This window comes from Streptomyces mirabilis (genome assembly GCF_018310535.1).
In the GTDB taxonomy this organism is placed as follows: Bacteria; Actinomycetota; Actinomycetes; order Streptomycetales; family Streptomycetaceae; genus Streptomyces.
The window spans coordinates 8,194,025-8,213,899 of record NZ_CP074102.1 but is presented as its reverse complement, the minus strand read 5'-3'; the positions used below and the strand labels follow the sequence as shown (position 1 = coordinate 8,213,899).

General features: G+C 70.0%; 19 protein-coding genes and 2 pseudogenes. 8 read left to right on the top strand and 13 right to left on the bottom strand.

All coding sequences use genetic code 11. From position 1 onward, the window contains the following. The first annotated feature begins 11 nt into the window (after window positions 1–11). Complete coding sequence (locus SMIR_RS36400) at window positions 12–1,151, top strand: sensor histidine kinase (RefSeq protein ID WP_212728517.1); 1,140 nt, start codon at window positions 12–14, stop codon at window positions 1,149–1,151. 9 nt (window positions 1,152–1,160) lie between these two features. Next, a complete protein-coding gene (locus SMIR_RS36395; RefSeq protein ID WP_212727946.1) occupies window positions 1,161–1,577 on the top strand; it encodes a roadblock/LC7 domain-containing protein in 417 nt (138 codons plus the stop codon). Between the two features lie 95 nt (window positions 1,578–1,672). Here SMIR_RS36395 and SMIR_RS36390 read toward each other — a convergent pair whose 3' ends face one another. The 9 genes from SMIR_RS36390 to SMIR_RS36350 form a co-directional block, all read right to left on the bottom strand. Next, on the bottom strand, window positions 1,673–2,308 hold the full coding sequence (locus SMIR_RS36390; protein WP_212727945.1) for a CoA transferase subunit B: 636 nt from the start codon (window positions 2,306–2,308) through the stop codon (window positions 1,673–1,675). Continuing rightward, complete coding sequence (locus SMIR_RS36385; RefSeq protein ID WP_212727944.1) at window positions 2,308–3,063, bottom strand: CoA transferase subunit A; 756 nt, start codon at window positions 3,061–3,063, stop codon at window positions 2,308–2,310. Before SMIR_RS36385 ends, SMIR_RS36390 begins: the two co-directional genes overlap by 1 nt. Before the next feature lie 22 nt (window positions 3,064–3,085). After that, on the bottom strand, window positions 3,086–3,856 hold the full coding sequence (locus SMIR_RS36380) for an SDR family oxidoreductase (protein WP_212727943.1): 771 nt from the start codon (window positions 3,854–3,856) through the stop codon (window positions 3,086–3,088). Continuing rightward, the gene (locus tag SMIR_RS36375; RefSeq protein ID WP_212727942.1) at window positions 3,853–4,824 is read right to left on the bottom strand and encodes a fumarylacetoacetate hydrolase family protein; all 972 of its coding nucleotides are present in this window, start codon (window positions 4,822–4,824) and stop codon (window positions 3,853–3,855) included. Before SMIR_RS36375 ends, SMIR_RS36380 begins: the two co-directional genes overlap by 4 nt. A gap of 115 nt (window positions 4,825–4,939) precedes the next feature. Beyond that, window positions 4,940–5,878, bottom strand: coding sequence for a VOC family protein (locus SMIR_RS36370; protein ID WP_212727941.1), 939 nt, complete (start codon window positions 5,876–5,878; stop codon window positions 4,940–4,942). Window positions 5,879–5,888: 10 nt separating this feature from the next. Continuing rightward, complete coding sequence (locus tag SMIR_RS36365) at window positions 5,889–6,893, bottom strand: amidohydrolase family protein (RefSeq protein ID WP_212727940.1); 1,005 nt, start codon at window positions 6,891–6,893, stop codon at window positions 5,889–5,891. Next, window positions 6,890–8,035 (bottom strand): FAD-dependent oxidoreductase, encoded by a 1,146-nt coding sequence (locus tag SMIR_RS36360; RefSeq protein ID WP_212727939.1) that lies wholly within the window; start codon window positions 8,033–8,035, stop codon window positions 6,890–6,892. The genes SMIR_RS36365 and SMIR_RS36360 overlap by 4 nt, the downstream gene beginning before the upstream one ends. 170 nt (window positions 8,036–8,205) lie before the next feature. Then, entirely contained in the window at window positions 8,206–9,180 is a 975-nt protein-coding gene (locus SMIR_RS36355; RefSeq protein WP_212727938.1) for a cyclase family protein, read from the bottom strand. Then, window positions 9,159–10,139 (bottom strand): fumarylacetoacetate hydrolase family protein, encoded by a 981-nt coding sequence (locus tag SMIR_RS36350; protein ID WP_212727937.1) that lies wholly within the window; start codon window positions 10,137–10,139, stop codon window positions 9,159–9,161. The genes SMIR_RS36355 and SMIR_RS36350 overlap by 22 nt, the downstream gene beginning before the upstream one ends. Window positions 10,140–10,259: 120 nt before the next feature. Here SMIR_RS36350 and SMIR_RS36345 point away from each other — a divergent pair, with 120 nt between their 5' ends. Beyond that, the gene (locus SMIR_RS36345) at window positions 10,260–11,243 is read left to right on the top strand and encodes a LysR family transcriptional regulator (RefSeq protein ID WP_212727936.1); all 984 of its coding nucleotides are present in this window, start codon (window positions 10,260–10,262) and stop codon (window positions 11,241–11,243) included. Window positions 11,244–11,299: 56 nt separating this feature from the next. Here SMIR_RS36345 and SMIR_RS36340 read toward each other — a convergent pair whose 3' ends face one another. Beyond that, window positions 11,300–12,568 (bottom strand): MFS transporter, encoded by a 1,269-nt coding sequence (locus tag SMIR_RS36340; RefSeq protein ID WP_212727935.1) that lies wholly within the window; start codon window positions 12,566–12,568, stop codon window positions 11,300–11,302. A 337-nt stretch (window positions 12,569–12,905) separates the two neighbouring features. Then, entirely contained in the window at window positions 12,906–13,355 is a 450-nt protein-coding gene (locus tag SMIR_RS36335; RefSeq protein ID WP_212727934.1) for a DUF6069 family protein, read from the bottom strand. A gap of 131 nt (window positions 13,356–13,486) precedes the next feature. Here SMIR_RS36335 and SMIR_RS36330 point away from each other — a divergent pair, with 131 nt between their 5' ends. The 3 genes from SMIR_RS36330 (at window position 13,487) to SMIR_RS36320 (ending at window position 16,962) form a co-directional block, all read left to right on the top strand. Further along, on the top strand, window positions 13,487–13,990 hold the full coding sequence (locus tag SMIR_RS36330; protein ID WP_212727933.1) for a MarR family winged helix-turn-helix transcriptional regulator: 504 nt from the start codon (window positions 13,487–13,489) through the stop codon (window positions 13,988–13,990). A 77-nt stretch (window positions 13,991–14,067) separates the two neighbouring features. Beyond that, window positions 14,068–14,979, top strand: a complete 912-nt coding sequence (locus tag SMIR_RS36325) for a TIGR01777 family oxidoreductase (protein ID WP_212727932.1) — start codon at window positions 14,068–14,070, stop codon at window positions 14,977–14,979. A gap of 771 nt (window positions 14,980–15,750) precedes the next feature. Next, entirely contained in the window at window positions 15,751–16,962 is a 1,212-nt protein-coding gene (locus tag SMIR_RS36320) for a serine hydrolase domain-containing protein (protein WP_212727931.1), read from the top strand. Here the strand turns inward: SMIR_RS36320 and SMIR_RS36315 are convergent. Continuing rightward, entirely contained in the window at window positions 16,959–18,050 is a 1,092-nt protein-coding gene (locus SMIR_RS36315; RefSeq protein ID WP_422664487.1) for an IS630 family transposase, read from the bottom strand. The genes SMIR_RS36320 and SMIR_RS36315 overlap by 4 nt on opposite strands. 250 nt (window positions 18,051–18,300) lie before the next feature. Here SMIR_RS36315 and SMIR_RS36310 point away from each other — a divergent pair. Both SMIR_RS36310 and SMIR_RS36305 read left to right on the top strand, forming a co-directional pair. Beyond that, window positions 18,301–19,298: pseudogene (locus tag SMIR_RS36310) on the top strand (IS5 family transposase). Window positions 19,299–19,395: 97 nt separating this feature from the next. Further along, window positions 19,396–19,596, top strand: a complete 201-nt coding sequence (locus SMIR_RS36305) for a hypothetical protein (RefSeq protein WP_212727930.1) — start codon at window positions 19,396–19,398, stop codon at window positions 19,594–19,596. A 28-nt stretch (window positions 19,597–19,624) separates the two neighbouring features. Here SMIR_RS36305 and SMIR_RS36300 read toward each other — a convergent pair. Beyond that, window positions 19,625–19,816, bottom strand: a pseudogene (locus tag SMIR_RS36300) (IS5 family transposase); the annotation flags it as partial. Window positions 19,817–19,875 lie beyond the last annotated feature (59 nt).

The following is a 19,875-nucleotide window of genomic DNA, read 5'->3' as shown; positions in this document are numbered from 1 at the left end:
TCACAAGCAACATGATTCGCGCCGACCGCACCGTGTACGACGCGCAGCGCAGGGTCGACGCCGACGCGCGGGCCCGCGCCAAGGCCCTCAGTGCCGATGCCGCTGCCGCCCTGACCGGCTACCTCGCCCTTGGCCTGCTGGTGATCGCCGCCCTCGTCACGGCCGCTGTCCTCGCCGGCCGCTCCATCACCCGCCCCCTCGACGCCCTCGCCCGCGAGGCCGACGACGTCGCCCAGCGCCGCCTTCCCGAGACCGTGGCCCGTATCCAGGCCGGCGAACTCGTCCCGGCCGAAGGCGGCGGACGGCCGCCCAGCAGCGCACAGGAAATCTCCCGTGTCGTCGCCGCCCTGCACAACGTCGAACGCACCGCCGTCGGCCTGGCCGCCGAGCAGGCCGTGCTGCGCCGCAACACCGCCGAGTCACTGGCCAGCCTCGGCCGCCGCAGCCAGGGGCTCGTGCGCCGTCAACTGGCCCTCATCACCGCCCTCGAACAGCAGGAGCTCGACCCCGAGGCGCTGGCCGAGCTCTTCGAACTCGACCACCTCGCGACCCGTATGCGCCGCAACGCCGAGAGCCTGCTCGTCCTCGTCGACGAACGCAGCCCCCAGATCAGCAGCGTGACCGCCGGCAGCCTCGAACTCGTGCAGTCCGCCATGGGCGAGGTCGAGCAGTACCGACGGGTCGCCCTGGCCGAGATCGAGCCCCGGCGGATCAGCGGCCGCGCCGTGGCCGAGCTGTCTCACCTGCTAGCCGAGCTCGTCGAGAACGCCCTCTCCTTCTCCCCGCCCGATCAGCCCGTGGACGTCCACGGATGGGGGGACGGCGACGACTACTGCATCGCCGTCGTCGACCACGGCGTGGGCATGTCCCCCGAGGGCCTGGCCCGCGCCAACGCCCGCATCTCCGGGGAGGAAGCCTTCCTCGTCGCTCCCACCCGCTACCTCGGCCATTACGTCGTTGGCCGCCTCACCCGCCGCCTCGGCGTCGAGGTCCTGCTCTCCGACACCCCCGGCGGGGGCGTGTCCGCTCTCGTCACCCTCCCCGCCCGGATCCTCGCCCCCGACGAGGCCCCGCCGCCGGACCGGCGGACGCACGTCTCCTCCATGCTCAACGGCTTCCGGGCGGGCGTCGCGCGCGCCGAAGCCAGATAGGAACAGCCCGTGACCTCCGCGCACCAGAACTTGGCCTGGCTCATCTCCGACTTCGCCCGCACCGCTGACGGCGTCACCCACGCGGTCGCCGTCTCCTCCGACGGCCTCCTCATCGCGGCCTCCGACGGCCTCAGCCGCGATCTCGCCGACCATCTGTCCGCCCTGGTGTCCGGCATCGTGTCCCTCACCCAGAACGCCGCCGACACCTACGGATTCCGCGGGATGAAGCTCGTCATGATCGAAATGCTCGACGGGTTCATGATGGTCAACCACATGCGAGACGGCTCCTGCCTCGGCGTCCTCGCCGGGGAGGGCTGCGACATCGGTCTCGTCGGCTACGAGATGGCCGTCCTCGCCGACCGCGCCGGCGCACTCCTCACGCCGCAACTCATCGGTCAACCCCATCCGTCTCCGTTCGTGCGCTGACGTGGGTCGCCGCTGCTGTCTGGACGGTGAGAACAGGACGCAGAACGTCGGGCGGGCAGGGACCGTGGTCCCTGCCCGCCCGACGTGTCCATGGTTCATGGCTTCCGGATCAGAGGTGCTTCGGTGCGGGCAGCGATGTCCTCGGCGGTGACCCCGGGTGCGGTCTCGACGAGCGCGAGGCCGGCCGGTGTGACGTCGAGGACGCCGAGGTCGGTGATGATCCGGTGGACGCACCGCTCGCCGGTCAGCGGCAGGGTGCACTCCTCGACGATCTTGGGGGTGCCGTCCTTGGCGGTGTGTTCCATCAGGACGATGACGCGGCGGGCGCCCTGGACGAGGTCCATGGCGCCGCCCATGCCCTTGACCATCTTGCCGGGGATCATCCAGTTGGCCAGGTCGCCGGTGGCGGAGACCTGCATGGCGCCGAGGACGGCGGTGTCGATGTGGCCGCCCCGGATCATGCCGAAGGAGAGCGCCGAGTCGAAGAAGGAGGCCCCGGGCAGGACGGTGACGGTCTCTTTGCCGGCGTTGATCAGGTCCGGGTCGACCTCATCCTCGGTCGGGTAGGGGCCGGTGCCCAGGATGCCGTTCTCGGAGTGCAGGACCACGTGGATGTCGGGGGGAAGGTGGCCGGGGATGAGGGTGGGCAGACCGATGCCGAGGTTGATGTAGGAGCCGTCGGTGAGTTCGGCGGCTGCGCGGGCGGCCATCTGGTCGCGGGTCCAGGCCATCAGGGTCGTACCGTCCTCTTCTCGATCTGCTTGTCGGCCGCCTGTTCAGGAGCGAGGGCCACGATCCGCTGGACGAAGACGCCCGGCAGGTGGACCTCGTCGGGGCTCAACTCACCGGGCTCGACCAGCTCTTCGACCTCGGCGACGGTGGTCCGCCCGGCCATCGCGGCGAGGGGGTTGAAGTTGGCGGCGGCGCGGCGGAAGACCAGGTTGCCGTGGCGGTCGCCGCGCCAGGCCCGTACGAGGGCGAAGTCGGTGGTGATGCCGTGCTCCAGGACGTGCGGGCGGCCGTGGAAGTCGCGGGTCTCCTTGGGAGGGGAGGCGACGGCGACCGAGCCGTCGGGGGCGTACCGCCAGGGCAGACCGCCCCGCGCCACCTGCGTTCCCACGCCCGCCGGGGTGTAGAAGGCGGGGATGCCCGCGCCGCCCGCGCGCAGCCGTTCGGCGAGGGTGCCCTGCGGCACCAGCTCCACCTCCAGCTCGCCGGACAGGTACTGGCGGGCGAACTCCTTGTTCTCACCGACGTAGGACCCGGTCACCCGGGCGATGCGTCCGGCGGCCAGCAGCACGCCCAGCCCGCGCCCGTCGACGCCGCAGTTGTTCGACACGACTTCGAGGCCGGTCGCGCCCTGCTCGTGCAGGGCCCGGATCGCGGCCTCGGGTACACCGCTGAGTCCGAAGCCGCCGACGGCCAGTGACGCGCCGTCGGGGATGTCGGCGACCGCCTCGGCCGCGCTCGCGCGGACCTTGTCCATGGGTGGGAGGGCCTTTCTGCTGCTACTGGTGAAGGGCGTCGGAGATCGACTTGACGCCGCCGTGCGCCGTAAGGCCGCCGTCGACCGGGATCTCGGCGCCGGTGATGAAGGACGACTCGTCGGACAGGAGGAAGACCACGAGCGGGGCGACCTCCTCGACCGTGCCGGTGCGGCCGAGTGGCGTCTCCCGGATGTTCGCCTCGCGGAACGCGGGCGCCGCGGAGGCGGTCATGTGCGTCTCGATGAAGCCGGGATGGATCGTGTTCAGGCGGATGCCGCGGGGTCCCAGCTCCATGGCGGCGGTCCGCGACAGACCGCGCAGCGCCCACTTGCTGGCCGTGTAGGCGACCGGGTAGTGGCCGGTGAGCGCGGCGGACGAGCCGACGTTCACGATCGAGGAGCCGGGTGGCATCAGCGGGGCCAGGTGCTGGATGCCCAGCAGCGGGCCGGTGACGTTGACCGCGTGGACCCGGGCCATGTCCTCGGGGCGTACGTCGTCGATCCGGGCCCGCCAGGTGACGCCCGCGTTGTTGACCAGGCCGTGCACCTGCCCATACGCCTCACGCAGGTCGGCGGCGAGTTCCGCCCAGTCCTTCTCGCTCGTGACGTCGAGACGGCGGCAGCCGGGTGACTCCGTGACGTCGGTGGCGATCACCCGGGCGCCCTCGCGGGTCAGCGCCTCGGCCTCCGCGGCGCCCTGGCCACCGGCCGCGCCCGTGACCACGACGACCCTGCCGAGGAGCCTCCCCCAGCCTTCGGCCGGGAGGTGCCCCCAGGGATGGAGATCGGTCACGGCCGCTCCCTCGTGCGGCGTCGGGCGACGGGAACGGTCATGGGGTCCGGGCCGGCCACCACGGTGTTGGAGACGGAGCCGATGCCCTCGACGGTGAGGGTGACCGTGTCGCCGGGCTTCAGGGGAGGCGGGGACTGCTCACCCCGTACACCCCACAGCTCGGCCAGGCAGCCGCCGTTTCCGCAGGTCCCGGAACCGAGGACGTCGCCGGGGCGGACAACGGTGCCGCGTGAGGCGTAGGCGACCATCTCCTCGAAGGTCCAGCTCATGTTGGACAGCAGATCCTTGCCCACGACCTCGCCGTTGATCTCGGCAGTGAGCGCCAGACGCAGGAAGCCGTCCGCGTCGCGGTACTTCCCCAGCTCGTCGGCGGTGACCAGGTACGGACCCAGCGTGGTGGCGGTGTCCTTGCCCTTGCAGGGGCCGAGGCCGACCTTCATCTCGGCGGACTGCAGGTCCCGGGCCGACCAGTCGTTGAAGACGGTGTAACCGACGATGTGGTCGCGGGCCTGCTCGGGGGTGAGGTCGCGGCCCTCCTTTCCGATCACGGCGGCGACCTCCAGCTCGAAGTCGAACACGCTCGACCCCGGCGGCATGGGGATGTCGTCGTGCGGCCCGTACATCGCGTAGGGGTTGCCGAAGTAGAACGTCGGGGCCGCGTACCACCGCTCCGGTACCCCGGCAGCCCCGTCCACGGACCGCCGTACGCCCTCGACGTGTTCCTCGAAGGTGACGAAGTCCCGCACGGTGGGCGGCTGGAGCGGCGCCAGCAGTCGTACATCGGAGACGTGGGGGCCGGCCGGCACGTCGAGCATCGCGGAGCCCGCGTCGAGCAGTTCGGGCAGACCTCCGCCCTCGGCGAGCAGGCCGGTCAGCGAGCTGACGCCGGGAAGGGGGTAGAGCGTACCGTCCTCTTCGACGACGGCCACCTGGCGTCGGTTGCGGTACTCGTACGTGGCGAAACGCATGGCGGTTTCCTGTCGGCTGTCGGCGTGAGGGGTGGGCACGAAGGCCGGGGGCGCGGCAGGGGAGTCAGGGCAGTGACAGGGTCACCGCGCCCCCGGGGACTCAGGGCTTCGCCGATCAGACCGGCGGGGCGACGAAGACGCCGCGGTCGACGTCGTTGAACGACTCCTTGGTGACCAGTTCGTTCATCGGGTTGGCCGTGCCCCACTGGTCGGTGACCTCGGGCTTGGAGAAGTCGTAGACGTGCGGGTGCCAGGTGTCCTCGTCCAGCAGCTCCAACTCCGTCGTGTACTCGACGGTGTTGCCGTGCGGGTCGAGGAAGTAGGTGAAGGTGTTGTCGCCCGCCATGTGCCGGCCCGGACCCCAGATCTTGCGGGCGCCGGAGCGGATGACACGGCCGGAGCCGCGCATGTACTCGTCGATCCCGCGCATCTCGAAGGAGATGTGGTGCAGGGAGGTGTGCGGGCCCTTGGCGATGGCCATGGAGTGGTGCTGGTTGCTGATCCGCATGAAGTGCATGACGTCGCCGATGCGCGGATGGCCGAGCGTGTCGGACAGCCGGAAGCCGAGGTGCTCCTCGTACCACGCCCTGGTCCTGTCCAGATCCGGCGAGTTGAGGACGACGTGCGACAGCTTGACCGGGATCGACTCCTTCTCCTCGATCTTGCGGTGCTGCCGCACCTCGACGTCGGCGGAGACCTCGATGGTGCGGCCGTCGACGTCGAAGAAGCGGAAGCCGTAACCGCCGCCGGGTGTTTCCACCTTGCCCGGCTGGGTGACCAGCTCAACACCCCCGGCGAGGAGTTGCTCGGCGAGCGTGTCCACGTCGGCCGGGCTCGCGGCGCCGTAGGAGACGAGGTCGAGGCGCTTCTCGTCGGCCTTGCGCAGCCGTACGACGTACTGCTCGGGGGAGCCCTCGGCGGCAAGGAAGGAGATGCCGGAGTCCTCGGCGACCTTGGTCAGGCCCCAGACGCCGGCGTAGAAGTCGAGTTGCTTGTCGTAGTCCGGCACGGCGAGGTCGACGTGTCGGAGGTGGGTGAGCAGGCGGTTACTCATGGGGTCCTCCTCAGACGAGGTTGAGCAGAGCGGCGGCGTTTCCGCCGCGGACGGAGTGGAAGTCGGTGTCGGGCAGGTCCGCGGCGCGCAGCGCGCCGAGCGGGTCGTCGGTGCCCATGTCGAAGGGGAAGTCGGAGCCGAGCAGGACCCGTTCCCGGCCGACCGCTCGCAGCAGCTCCCGCAGCACCTGAGGGTCGTGGACGAGGGAGTCGAAGTACAGCTGCTTCAGATAGCTGCTCGGTTCCCGCACACAGCCCCGGGCGTCGGGACGGGCCCGCCAGGCGTGGTCGGAGCGGCCGATGTGGGTGGGCAGGTAGCCGCCGCCGTGCGCCGCGACCAGCTTCAGGCTCGGATGACGGTCCAGGACGCCGGAGAAGATCAGGTGGGAGAGGGCGACCGCGTTCTCGGTGGGCTGGCCGACGGTGTTGGACAGATACCACTGGTCCAGGCGCCCGTCGAGGGTGCAGCCGAACGGGTGCAGGAAGAGGAGGGAGCCCGTCTCCTCAGCACGGGACCAGAAGGGTTCGTACGCGGGATCCGACAGTTCGCGGCCGGGCGCGTGCGAGGAGATCTCCACACCCCTCAGCCCCTGGTCCAGAGCGTGGTCGAGCAGGCCGACCGCGAGGTCGGGATGCTGGAGCGGGATCAGGCCCAGGCCGTGCAGGCGGTCGGGAGCCTTCGCGCAGTGTGCGGCGGTGCCCTCGTTGGCCAGCCGGCAGACCTTCTCGGCCAGTTGAGGCTCGGCCCAGTAGTGGTAGTGGGACGGCGAGGGGCTGACCAGCTGGATGTCCACGCCCTGCGCGTCCATGGCCGCCAGGCGCACCGCGGCGTCCGTCAGCTTCGGCACGCGCGCGCCGACCATCGGACCGCTCACTGCCAGGGCCGCCGGGCCGTTGCGGCGCGCGTCGAGGGCACGGGCCTCGGCGAGACCGGGATGACCGGCGACGGCCTCCTCGACCTCCGGGAGCAGGAGGTGGGCGTGGACGTCGATGGTCGGGGATGCGGTGGTGGTCACGGGCGCTCCTTGAGGAGGTTCATGGTGCGGCCGACCAGCCCGGCCATGTCGGCGTCGCGCACACCGTCCAGCTGCCACTGGCCGATCTGCATGGACCCCGCGACGACGGCGCGCACCCGGGGAATGCGGCGGTCGTAGTAGGCCTGGAGCAGCTCGTCGTCCCACTCCCGTCCGCTGGTGAGCAGCTCGGCGAGGACGAGGGCGTCCTCCAGTGACATCGCCGCGCCCTGGGCCAAGGTGGGCGGGCAGCAGTGGGCGGCGTCGCCGATCAGCACGACCCGGCCCCGGTGCCAGGAGTCCTCGACCAGCAGGCGGTCGAACCAGGTGTAGTTGACCTTCTTCGGGTCGGTGATGTGCTCGGTGATCTCCGGCCAGACCCCGCCGTAGCTCTGCGCCAGGCGGCGCATCTCGTCGGCGTAGGTGGCCGGGTCGATGGAGGTGCGGTCGCGGCACGCTTCGACGACGTACGCGTAGATGGTGTTCTCGCTGGTGGGGCAGTAGCCGGCGATGTAGGCGGGGCCGCCGTAGGCGAGGTCGGTGCGTGTCACGCTCTCGGGCCGCGGGGCGGCGATGCGCCAGATGGCCATGCCGGTCGGCTCGGGTTTGTCCGTGATGCCGATCGCGGCGCGGGTGGCGGAGTTGAGTCCGTCGGCGCCGATCACCAGGTCGTAGCGGCCCTCGCTGCCGTCGCTGAAGCGCACCGACACACCGTCGGCGTCCTGCTCCAGCGCTTCGGCGGTGATGCCGAGGCGAACGTCGGCGCCGGAGGCGCGGACCGCGTCGATGAGGATCTGCTGCAGTTGGGGGCGCTGCATGCCGATGGTGGCGGGCAGGTCCTTTCCGCCGGTCTGGATGTCCTCGGCGACGAACAGGACGGAGCCGTCGGGGGCGGTCACGCCCAGCGAGCCGAAGGCGTATCCGGAGGCTTCCACCTGTTCCCACACGCCCAGTTCGCGCAGGACCCGCAGGGCGTTGCCCTGGAGGGTGATGCCGGAGCCGGTGGTGGCGTTCCAGTCGGGCCTGGCCTCGATCAGGTCGACGGCGATGCCGGCACGGCGCAGCAGGACGGTGATGGCGTTGCCTGCGGCGCCGCCGCCGATGACCAGGATGGAACGGGCGGGGCTGGTGGGGCTGTCAGCCATGTCGGGGATACCTCCGGGGTTGGGCCGCGCGACTTCGGGCGGCGTGGGCTGCGGCTCGCCCGCTGCGAGTGCGGACCAGGGGTGGGGACGGGGGTGCGGAGCGGGTGGAGCGGTGGGGGCCGGATGCGCCGCTGCTGTCCGGGGAGGGGCGCATCCGGCAGCTGTGCGGGCTATTTGACGGCGATGGGGTTGACCGGGGAGCCGACGGCTCCGGTGATGGGCAGGGGCGCGGCGGTGAGCCAGAACTCGTACACGCCGTCGTCCGCGCAGTCCGCGGCGAGGGCGTCGAGGTCCCACATCTCGCCTATGAGCAGGCCCATGTTGGGGATGACGACCTGGTGCAGCGGCTGGAAGGCGTCCTCGAACTCGTTGGGCCGTACCTCGAAGCCCCAGGTGTCGGTGGCGATAGCGGCGATCTCGCTGCCGTGCAGCCAGCCGGCGGTGGTGAACGACAGGCCGGGCGCGGGCCCGCCCGCGTAGTCGCCCCAGCCGTCCCGCCGGGCGCGGGCGAGATGTCCGGTGCGGACGAGGACGATGTCGCCGCGGCCGACGCTCACCCCGTGGGCCTCGGCGGTCGCGGTCAGGTGCTCCGCGGTGACGGCGAAGCCGTCCGCCAACTCGCCGTCGGCTCCAACCACTTGGCCCACATCCAGGAGCACCCCACGCCCGGCGACGTACGGGGCCATGTGCTCGATGCCGGTGACGAGGTCGCCGTCGGAGGTGACGACCTTGTCGGCGCGCCGCCCGTTCCAGGCGAAACCGTGGTCGAAGATGTGCCCGAGCCCGTCCCACTGGGTGGAGCACTGCAACGGCATGGCGATCACGTCGTCGGCGCCGCCGATGCCGTGCGGGAAGCCCTGGTTGCCCAGGGCCGCGTCGGTCCCGGTGTCGAGCATCGTGTGCACGGGGTTGGTCCGCCGACGCCAGCCCTTCTGCGGGCCATTCATGTCGAACCGCTGCGAGAGCGAGAAGCTCACACCCCGCCGCACCAGCGCAGCGCCCTCGCGGCGCTTGGCCTCGTCGAGGAAGTTCAGCGTGCCGAGCACATCGTCCTCGCCCCAGCGCCCCCAGTTGGAGTACGCCTTGGCGGCCTCGGCGATCGCGCCCTCGGGGTCGTGGCGGTTCACGAGGCTTCCCCGACGCATCGGGTGCGCTGCGCACCCAGACCCGTGATGGACCCCTCCATCACGTCGCCGTCGCGCAGCAACCGTCCCCAGTGCATGCCGTTTCCGGCCGGGCTGCCGGTCAACACCAGGTCACCGGGCAGGAGTTGGGCCGTCCGGGAGATGTACGACACCAGGCGCGCGACCCCGAACAGCATGTCCTTGGTGGACTCGTCCTGCATGATCTCGCCGTTCAGCCTGAGCGTGACCCGCAGGTCACCGGGGTCGGCGATGGACCCGGCCGGAACGAGCCACGGGCCCAGCGGGGTGAAGCCGGGGGCGTTCTTGCTGCGCAGCCAGTCGGTGCCGATGGCCTTCATGTCCCGGCGGAAGACGGTGGCACGGTCGGTGAGATCGTTGGCGATCGTGTACCCGGCGACGTACTGCAGGGCCTCCTCGACCGTCACCTGGTAGGCAGGCTTGGCAATGACGGCCGCCAACTCCAGCTCCCAGTCCGGCTGTTCGGCCCAGGAGGGCAGGACGACATCGTCGTACGGGCCGGTGATCGCGCTCGGCAGACCGATGAACACGTAGGGCAGGTCCTCGGCGGCCCGGCGGTCCATGACCGCGGCGATCTCCTCGCGCGCCTCCTCGACCGTGCGCGGGTCGTCGGGGGAGCGGTGGGCGACCTCCAGGTCGATCACGTGCTGCCGGTAGTTCGCGCCGGACTGGAAGATCTGGCGCGGCTCCAGCGGGGCGTGCACCCGCAGGCCCTCCAGCGGTCGCCAGTCCAGGGCCGGCTCGTCCGCCAGGGCGTGCAGCACGGGCAGGGCCTCCTCCCAGCGCTCCACCACGGCACGCACGCTGGACGGCGCCCAGGTCAGGGCTGTGGTCAGGTCGAGAACCCGGCCCCTGGCCAGCAGACCGGGGAACGGTTCTCCGTCCGGAAGTGCGAACGTGCCGAGCACGAACGGGCCGGCAGGTTGCGCGAGCGTTGCCATCAGATTTCCTCCTGCTGGGATGGGGTCTACTGTGACCCCGATCGACCAATCACGGAAATTAATCCTGTGGATGCGCCATATCCATGTCGTGGATGACTCTCGCTGTTAGGTGATTGCCCGGTGAACCTGTCCCGACTCGACCTCAATCTGGTCCTCGCCCTGCGCGCGCTGCTGGAGGAGCGCAACGTCACCAGGGCCGGCGAGCGCATCGGCCTCAGCCAGCCCGCCATGAGCGCTGCGCTGTCCCGGCTGCGCCGCCATTTCGACGACGAATTGCTCGCCCGCACCGGCAACGCCTACGAGCTGACCCCGCTCGGCGCCGCCTTGCGCGAGCGCAGCGCCACCGCGTGCGACCTGCTGGAGCGGGTCTTCGCCAGCCAGGCCGACTTCGACCCGGCCGCGGAGAGCCGCGAGTTCACCCTGCTCGCCTCCGACTACGGGGCGGCCGTGTTCGGTGCCGCACTCGCTCGCACCCTGCACGAGGAGGCGCCCGGCATCCGGCTCACCTTCCAGCACCCGGCACCGTCCGTCGTGGAGAACACCGCCACGGTGCTGAGCACCGTCGACGGACTGCTGATGCCGCACGGCGTCATCGACGGCTTGCCCGCCGTCGACCTCCACCAGGACCGCTGGCTGTGCCTGGTCGCCGACGACCACCCCGAGGTCGGTGACGAACTCACCCTGGACCAGCTGGGGCGTCTGCCCTGGGCCGTCTACCAGCGTCCTTACGACGCCCCGGCGGCCCGCCAGCTCAGCATGATAGGGATCAGTCCCCAGGTGGAGGTGTCCGTGCAGACCTTCCAGCTGCTGCCCCTCATGGTCGAGGGCACCCGTCGGGTCGCGATGATCCAGGAGCGCCTGGCGCGCAAGGCGGTCCGATCCGCCGCGGTGCGTGTCCTGCCCTGCCCCTTCGAGGCGGTGCCGGTGCGGGAGGCGATGTGGTGGCACCCGGTGCACGCGCAGGACGCGGGCCACATCTGGCTGCGGCAGAAGGCCGCGGAGGTGGGCGCGACGCTGGCGGGCAACGGCTACGGCAATGGCAAGGGCCCGGGGAAGGCCGTGCCCGTCGACCGGAGCGCGGGGCTGCCGCCGGGCCGGCTCTGACCGGACCCGGCGGCAGCCCGTGATCGACGCGCTCTCGGCGGTCGTCCTGCGCACCGTCAGGCCAACTGCTCCGGCAACGGCCGGGGATCGACGGCGCCCACCCGGCGGCGGGCCGCCCACAGCCCCGCCGCGACGAGGGCGGCGGCCAGCCCCAGCACGCCCACCGCACCGGCGAGCGTGCCGACGGCAGACTCCCCGGCGAGCAGCACCAGCGGGCAGACGAACTCACCGCCGAAGAAAGCCGCCATCCACAACCCCGTGCCGCGGCCGCGGTCCTCGAACGCCAGGCGGGACATGGCACTGGTGAGAAGGGCGGGCAGCAGCATGCCGGTGCCCACACAGTTGACGACCGCCCCGATGACCAGCAGCGGGGCGTTGCCCGCGAGGAACATCACGCCGAAGCCGACCGCGCAGACCGCGAGAACGACGGGCAGCATCGGGTCGGGAGAACGCTTGAGCCGGGCGAAGGTGACCGCTCCGCCCACGGTGGCGGCACTGGCGATCGCGGTGGCCAGTCCGATCACGCCGGTGTTCTCCACCCCGAGGTCGTCGAGCAGGTACGACATCTCTACCGGGACGGTGTAGAAGACCATCGCCCCGAAGAAGGTGAGGGCACAGATGCCGCCCAACTGCCGCCAGGGGAACGAGCGGCGGGCCTCCGTCTCGGCCGGAGTCTCGTCACCGTCCGCACGGACCGCCGGGTTGGGCAGGGCGGTTGCCATCAGCGGGGCGAGCACCAGGCTCACGGCGTAGACCCAGAAGGGCACGCGCCAGCCCGCTGATCCGGCGGCGCCGCCGAGCACGAAGAAGACGGTGGCCGACGCGGAGGCGCACATGGTCTGCAGGGCGAGGTACTTCACCCGCCGGTGACCGCTGTAGTAGTCGCCGATCAGGGTCGTGCAGCAGGTCATGATCGCGGCCTCGGCGACTCCGACCAGGGCGCGGCTGGCGATGATGCCGCCCAGCGAGTCCAGCCAGAGCGGAGCCGTGCCGAACACGGCGTACAGGAGAGTGGCCACGATCAGCAGGCGCTTGCGGCCCACCCGGTCCACGATCACACCGGCGAACGGGGCCAGCAGCGCCAGCGCCAGCGCCGGAACGGTCAGCGCGAGGGGCACCAGCGCTTTGGCCCCCGGGACCGACGCGAAGTGGTCCTGCATCTTCGGCAGCACCGGGGCGATCAGCACCGCCCCCAGGATCGGCAGACAGCTGCCCGCCATCAGAAGGGTCACCCGCAACAGATGCGCCGGGCCCGACTCGGCGACGGCTGACGGAGCGGTGGCATCGACCGCGGCGGGAGGCGGCGGGGGCACGGAACCGGGCATGGCGACTCCAGGGGACGGCGTAAGGGAGCGGGCATGCCTCACGGGCACCGACGGCGCCCGGCATGCTGGGGGAACTCGCACGCCGGCAGCGTCCGGACAGCGGCGTGCGGTAGCGACGACTATGGGGGCGCCAAGGCGCCGGTGCCATCCCCAGCGCAATCCGAATCCCGTATCCGGGTTATCCACGCGGTGGATGGGGTGGGCAACTGTCACGCGGACGGAAGACGTGCACGGCCGGTCCTGCGCGCGAACAGCGGTGTCCCGGAACTCGGTCGTCCCGGCCCCCGGGACACCGCCCGCAGCCGGCAGCCGGCACGGTCGCGCACGCCAGGTAGCGTCAGCGGACAGGCAGCGGCAGGACGCGCCGATAGGCGGCGACGGCGACGACCGCGACCACCACATGCATCACCATCAGCGCAGCGACGGCCAGCGGCCCACTGCCGGGCGTACCGCCACCGAGCAGGGACAGGTCGGGCGCGAACGACACGACCACGAGCACGGGCACCAGCCACCGCAGCAGCCCCGCCGGGTTCTTGGCGACACGACGGACGACCGCCCAGCCGATGGCGCCAAGGACGACGCCGAACACCGTCAGCGGCGCGTACGCGGAGAGGTGCAGCGGATCGAAATCTTCCGACGCCCCCGCCGCGTGGGCGAGGAATGCGACCACCACGTTTCCGAGGACGGCCACGACAGCCGCCGCGAGAAGCCCCGCGACCACGGTCAGGCCGCGGGAGCGCGGCGCGGGCGGGGCGGACGATACGGCTTCGGGGACGGAACCGGACATGGGGACCTCCTGCGGAGAGCTCAAGAACGACAGGCGCAGCGCCAGAAAGGAAGGCGTTTGATTCCTCAAACACTGGAGACGCTACCCCCGAAATGTTTGATCAGGCAAACATCTCGGTTAGAGTGGCCGCCATGACATCCCCCCGGTGGCTCACTCCCGAAGAGCTGCGAGCCTGGATCAACTTCCTCGACTGCTCGACGCTGCTGAGCGACTACCTCGATCAGCAGTTGCGGCGCGACGCGGCCACGACGCACGCGGACTACAGCCTCCTGGCCCGCCTGTCCGTGGCACCCGACCGCGCCCTGGGGATGTCCTTGCTCGCCGAGCAGTTGAAGTTCACCCGCAGCCGCCTCACGCGCGCGGTGATCCGCCTGGAGGAGTCGGGCTACGTGCGGCGCCGGGAGGATCCGGCCGACGGACGGGGACAGCTGGCCGAACTCACCGAGGCCGGCATGGAGTTGATGGCCAAGGCCGCCCCCGGCCATGTGGCTGCCGTCCGCCGCGTGGTGTTCGACGCCCTCAGCCCTGAACAGGTGGAGCAGCTCGCCACCATCACCGCCACCGTGGTCGCATCCCTCAAGCAGGCCGGCGAGGAGGACGCCTACCCGTCGGCCCTGCCGTGGCATCGCCGCTGACTCCGAGAACCTCGAAGTCCGACAACCATCCCGGGTGGCCACAAGGCCACCTGCCCAAGCCCGTTCGGGAGAACGCCATGCGCGTCGCGATCACCGGGTCCACCGGACTCATCGGATCCGCCCTCACCCACTCGCTCCTCACCGACGGCCACCAGGTCGTTCGCCTCGTCCGCGACCGGTCGGCGCGCCCCGCGGGGGACGGCAGCGAGGCGGCGCAATGGGATCCGATCGGAGGCCACGTCCAGCCCGGTGCGCTGGACACTGTGGACGCCGTCGTGCACCTGGCCGGCGCCGGGGTCGGAGACAAGCGCTGGAGCGCCGCGTACAAGGAGGAGATCCGCCGCAGCCGCGCACTGGGAACCCGGACCATCGCGCGGGCCTGCGCCGAATCGTCCACCCCACCCCGCGTCCTTGTCTCCGCATCCGCGACTGGTTACTACGGCGGCACCGGCGACCGGACGATCGAGGAGAGCGCGCCACCCGGGGACGACTTCCTGGCTGCCGTCTGCGTCGACTGGGAGGCCGCCGCAGACACTGCCCGAGAGGCGGGCATCCGGGTGGTGCACCCCCGCACCGGCCTGGTGGTCTCCGCCAAAGGCGGCGCCTTCGGCAGGCTCTTCCCGCTCTTCCGCTTCGGCCTGGGCGGCCGGCTCGGCTCCGGCGACCAGTACTGGCCGTTCATCTCGCTGACCGACCACATCGGGGCACTGCGCTTCGCGATCGACGACGAGACGCTCACAGGCCCCGTCAACTTCACAGCCCCCGAACCACTGACGAACCGCGAGATCACGCGAGCGATGGGCCGCGCCCTTCATCGCCCGACGATCGCCTCCGTTCCTGCCTTCGCCCTCAGAGTGGCGCTCGGCGAGTTCGCCGCGGGCATCACAGGCAGTTGCCGCGCCGTCCCTGCGGCCCTGCACAAGGCGGGCTTCACCTTCGGCCACCCCACGATCGACAAGGCACTCCACTCCGTTCTCCACACGAGCTGACAGGTAGGGATGGACAGCGTCCTGGTTCCAGACGAGCGTCTCGATGCGCCGCTCGATCTGAGCGCGGCCGGTGAGGAAATGACACAGATCTGAGACTGAGAAACCGCTGAGCCCGCTGCTGCTAGGTACGAACTCGCTGGTCAGAAGAGCGTCTAATTAACCGGCGCGCAGGAGGGCCTCCCGGGCCGCGCCGAGGATGTCCTCGTCCCTGCCTGCGTCTCGGGGCCGTCCAGGCAGCCGTACCTCACCCACGGCCCGGTGCAGTGCTGCGCACCCCTGGACCACACAGCGCTGCTCTACAGGCCGTCGCCCTGAAGCGCCCTCATCAAGCCTCCGACGGCAATGCACAGGACCTGAGAGGCGCAGGTCCTGCCCATGCCCCTCTCCCTTGCCAGCTGTCCCTATGCGTGTCCCGGCGACCCAGCTGGACAGGACCCGCTTGCCACGGGGTACTTGCGGACGCACATCCCCTGCTGCTGAACCTGGCTATTTCCCCCGCCCTGCAGGCAGGGACGGCCCTCGAAATCGTCGCTATCCGCTTCAGACCGCGTTTGAGATCTCTGTCGACCGTGCGCGAGCAGATGCCCTAGTGCCCTGCGCCTTAAGTTCGATGAATATGTGTAGTGTGTTGCTGGCATGGTGCGCAGGTCAGGTGGGGGGCGGCTCAGGGGCGGGTCAGGGTTGATCCCGATACCCGGAGCCCGGGCGGCTGAGCAGGGTTGATCACGTCGCAAGGACCGCTCAGCCAAGCCGATCTCACGGAGTCTCACCATGAAGCCCCTCGCCTGTCGTGCCGCCACCCTCGCCGTGGCCTGCTCCGCCCTCGTCGGCCTCACCGCTGGATCGGACACCCAGGCCTTCGCCGCGAGTGGCTCGAACTCCAGTGCCACGACGGCCTTTCCGGCACTGAACCCGGCCACCCTGGAGGCCGCCATCCAGACCCGGCCCACCGACGGCGCCGCCGGTGCGATCGTCCGGGTCGGCGAGCCGGGCCAGTTGTGGAAGGGCTCCACCCTGGACAGCCAGACCGGCCGCAAGATCCCGGAGAACGCGCACTTCCACGCCGGCAGCATCTCCAAAGTCTTCGAGACCACTGTCATCCTCCAGCTCGCGGCCGAGGGACGGATCGACCTCGACCAGACCGTCCAGTACTACATGCCGGGTCTGCTCCCGGACACCTTCCAGCCGATCACCGTCCGCGAGCTGGTCAACTACACCAGCGGCCTGCCGAACGTGGACGAGGGCAAGCCCGCCGAAAGCGCCGACGAGACGATCGCCGACCGATACACATACCGGACCTTCGACGAGATCATCCAGGGCACCCTGCGCCCCGCCGACCGCTCGTGGCCCGGCCCGCATTTCGCCCCCGGCACCAAGCAGGAGTACAACTCCCTCGGCTTCCGGATCGCGGGCAAGCTCATCGAGCAGATCACCGGCCACTCCTTCAAGGAGGAGGTCACCGACCGCATCCTGGAACCGGTGCACCTCGACCAGACCTCGGTGCCCGAGGGCGACCCCGAGATGCCCCGGCCCTACCTGCACGGCTACATGACCAACAGCCAGGGCAACGCGGTGGACGTCAGCGAGCAGGGCGGCGACCCATCCAACATGATCTCCACCCCGGCCGACCTGGACCACTTCATCACCGCGCTGCTCCAGGGCCGCCTGCTGCCCGCCGCACAGCAGAACGAGCTGTTTACCCTGCCCAAGGACAACGAGGGCAAGCTCGTCCCGTTCGTCGGCGGCAGCTCCTGCAACAAGGTGGCCTGCTTCGGCGCCGGTCTGATGTCCACCCCGCTGCCGAACGGCACCGTACTCTGGGGCAAGACCGGCCACGACGACGGCTACGCCAACGGCATGTTCGCCACCCGCGACCTGTCCGTCCGCGCCGTCTACTCGGTCTCCAACCTCGGCCTCGACTTCGGCGCCTCGACCCCCCTGTCCAATCGCCTGCTGGGAGCCGTCCTGACACCCGCCGTCTAGCGTCCTGCGCCGGGAATTCGATCAAGATATGAGGCGAGCCGCTGGAGGATCTCATCGGCGTCCTTCGTCCAGACGAAGGGCTTCGGGTCCTCGTTCCACTGCGCGGTCCAGGTGCGGATGTCGCGCTCCAGGGCCTGGAGGTTCTTGTGGACCCCGCGCCGTATCCGCTTGTCCGTCAGCAGCCCGAACCATCGTTCGACTTGGTTGAGCCAGGATGAGTACGTCGGGGTGAAGTGCGTGTGGAAGCGTGGGTGGGCCTCCAGCCACTTGCGAACCACCGGTGCCTTGTGGGTGCTGTAGTTGTCACAGATCAGGTGGACGTCGAGCTGGGCGGGGACCTCCTTGTCCAGCTTGGCGAGGAACTTCTTGAACTCCGCAGCCCGGTGGCGGCGGTGGATGGAGCTGATCACCTCGCCGGTGGCCACGTCCAGGGCGGCGAACAGGGTGGTGATGCCGTGGCGGACGTAGTCGTGGGTACGGCGTTCGGGCATGCCCGGCATCATCGGCAGCACCGGTGCCGAGCGGTCCAGCGCCTGGATCTGGCTCTTCTCGTCCACGCAGAGAACCAGCGCCTTCTCCGGCGGGTCGAGGTAGAGGCCCACGATGTCGCGGACCTTGTCGATGAACTGGGGGTCGTTGGAGAGCTTGAAGGTGTCGACCTGGTGCGGTTTGAGACCGAACGTGCGCCAGATCCGCCCCACGGTGGACTTGCTCAGGTCGCTCTCGGCCGCCATGGATGCCCGCGACCAGTGCGTGGCGTCCTTCGGGGCGCGTTCCAACGTGGCGACAACAACCGCTTCCACCTGCTCGTCGGAGATCTTCCGAGGAGCGCCAGGGCGCGGCTCGTCGGAAAGGCCGTCCAGTCGGGACTCAAGGAAGCGCCGACGCCACTTGCCCACCGTCTGTGGCCAGATGCCGAGTTCGGCGGCCACCTGCTGGTTCGACTTTCCCTCCGCGCAGCCCAGCACGATCCGGCATCGCTGGGCCAGAGCCTGCGCGGACGTCGCCCGCCGTGACCAGCGCACCAGCGTCTCACGCTCGCCATCGGTCAACGTCAGCTCGGCCATCGGCCGTCCCATGCGCGCCATGCCGGCAACAGTACACATATTCATCGAATTCCCGGCGCAGGACACTAGCCTCTGCGGATGGACGAGAGATTTCCTGTGGTCGGGAACTTCAGAGAACTTGAGCGCGGCTGGCCAGACGGGCCGTCGCTCCGAGGCTCCGTCCGCGATAAGGCGCCGGCACAGGCCCGCGAGCTAGGGCCTGTTCTGAGTTGAGATCACAGGATCGGTCATTCCCGCTTCAGGAGGGCGCTGGCTGCGGTAGACCGGTCGCGTGACTCGTGGTGATCTGACCGATGCCGAGTGGGAGTTGATCGAGCCGCACCTGCCGCTGGGGGCGTTCGGACCGATCCCTGACCTGCGCAGCTACTTCAACGCGGTGATGTGGCGGTTCCGCACCGGCAGCCCCTGGCGGGATGTGCCGGAGAGCTACGGCTCCTGGTCGACGATCTACGACCGGTTCCGGATGTGGGCGCATGGCGAAGTCTTCCAGGCCCTCATGGAAACGATGATCGCCGAGGCGGCGGCCCGCGACGATGTCGATCTCAGCCTGGTCAGCGTGGACTCGACCGTTGCCCGCGCGCATCACCACGCGGCGGGCATGGTCGTCGACCCGGAGCTCCTTGAGGACCTGGAGAAGGCCGTGGCGGAAGAAAAGGGGCTGCAGCAAAGGGGCAAAACAACCCCGTAGGTGAGGGGTCCGCGGACAGGGAGGACCCCGAGCGGGAACAGCGCCGCGCCGTGCGCCGACGCCGCAGGGCCCGACTGCGGGCCGCCGAACTGGGCCGCTCCCGGGGCGGGCTCACCAGCAAGGTCCACCTCGCCGTCGAGCGACGCTGCCGCCCGCTGGCCATCATCCTCACCCCCGGGCAGTCCGCGGACAGCCCGCGCTTCATCCCGGTCCTCAAGAAGATCAAGGTGCGCGTCCCGGTCGGCCGCCCCAGGACACGGCCGGACGCGGTCGCCGGAGACAAGGCGTACTCCTCCCGCGCCAACCGCGCCCACCTGCACAGACGCAACATCAAGGCAGTGATCCCGGAAAAGACCGACCAGGCCGCCAACCGCAGGAAGAAGGGACGTTCCGGCGGCCGCCCGGTCAGCCACGACGCCACGCTCTACAAAGATCGCAACACGGTCGAGCGCGCCATCAACAAGTTCAAGGAATGGCGGGGACTGGCCAGCCGGTACGACAAGACATCCGAGAGCTACGCCGCAGGACTCCACCTGCGCGGATCCATCCTCTGGTTACGCAGCCTGCCAGCCCTCCCGTGATCTCAACTCAGAACACCTAGTCGAGTACCTGCGGAACGGCACAGTCCTGGTCGCCGCGACCACACTCGTACACGATGTCCTCAGCCCTTCCCATGCCGTGATCGGCGGGTGGCACCTGCTGACGGACGGGCGCTGGCTCTGGCACTCCGATCTGGCCTACTACGTCGAGCGTTATCACGTGGCGCTCGACCAGCGGTTCCTCGCACATGTGCAGGGCAACGACTGGACTGTTCCGCAGCTCACTGACGAGGAGCTGCTCGCGCTGGAGGCCGCACCTTCCGGTGACGTCACTGGCTGACTCAATTTTGCATCAGCAGAACCGTTGATCACCGAGAAGGGATCCGCGTGAGCGGTCGGGGCCCTGGCCGTGAAGCCGTTCCTCTGCGTGTGAGGCGGCGAACCATGATGTCGATCATCGCCCATCGGATCATCGACTCCGAGTGTGCCGGGCTGGTCTCGTAGTCCCGGGCAAGGCGCCGGTGGGCGGTGATCCACGAGAACGTGCGCTCCATCGCCCAAGCACACTGCGCTTATGGATAGTCAAAGCAGTGAGCGGACGCCGATAATTGGCCGTGAG

Coding starts and splice junctions, on each gene's coding strand:
- SMIR_RS36340 (WP_212727935.1), bottom strand. CDS start 12,568: ATGCCCGGTTCCGTGCCCCCGCCGCCTCCCGCCGCGGTCGATGCCACC.
- SMIR_RS36375 (WP_212727942.1), bottom strand. CDS start 4,824: ATGCGTTTCGCCACGTACGAGTACCGCAACCGACGCCAGGTGGCCGTC.
- SMIR_RS36370 (WP_212727941.1), bottom strand. CDS start 5,878: ATGAGTAACCGCCTGCTCACCCACCTCCGACACGTCGACCTCGCCGTG.
- SMIR_RS36355 (WP_212727938.1), bottom strand. CDS start 9,180: ATGCGTCGGGGAAGCCTCGTGAACCGCCACGACCCCGAGGGCGCGATC.
- SMIR_RS36335 (WP_212727934.1), bottom strand. CDS start 13,355: ATGTCCGGTTCCGTCCCCGAAGCCGTATCGTCCGCCCCGCCCGCGCCG.
- SMIR_RS36320 (WP_212727931.1), top strand. CDS start 15,751: ATGAAGCCCCTCGCCTGTCGTGCCGCCACCCTCGCCGTGGCCTGCTCC.
- SMIR_RS36315 (WP_422664487.1), bottom strand. CDS start 18,050: ATGGCGCGCATGGGACGGCCGATGGCCGAGCTGACGTTGACCGATGGC.
- SMIR_RS36325 (WP_212727932.1), top strand. CDS start 14,068: ATGCGCGTCGCGATCACCGGGTCCACCGGACTCATCGGATCCGCCCTC.
- SMIR_RS36360 (WP_212727939.1), bottom strand. CDS start 8,035: ATGGCTGACAGCCCCACCAGCCCCGCCCGTTCCATCCTGGTCATCGGC.
- SMIR_RS36390 (WP_212727945.1), bottom strand. CDS start 2,308: ATGGCCTGGACCCGCGACCAGATGGCCGCCCGCGCAGCCGCCGAACTC.
- SMIR_RS36330 (WP_212727933.1), top strand. CDS start 13,487: ATGACATCCCCCCGGTGGCTCACTCCCGAAGAGCTGCGAGCCTGGATC.
- SMIR_RS36350 (WP_212727937.1), bottom strand. CDS start 10,139: ATGGCAACGCTCGCGCAACCTGCCGGCCCGTTCGTGCTCGGCACGTTC.
- SMIR_RS36385 (WP_212727944.1), bottom strand. CDS start 3,063: ATGGACAAGGTCCGCGCGAGCGCGGCCGAGGCGGTCGCCGACATCCCC.
- SMIR_RS36400 (WP_212728517.1), top strand. CDS start 12: ATGATTCGCGCCGACCGCACCGTGTACGACGCGCAGCGCAGGGTCGAC.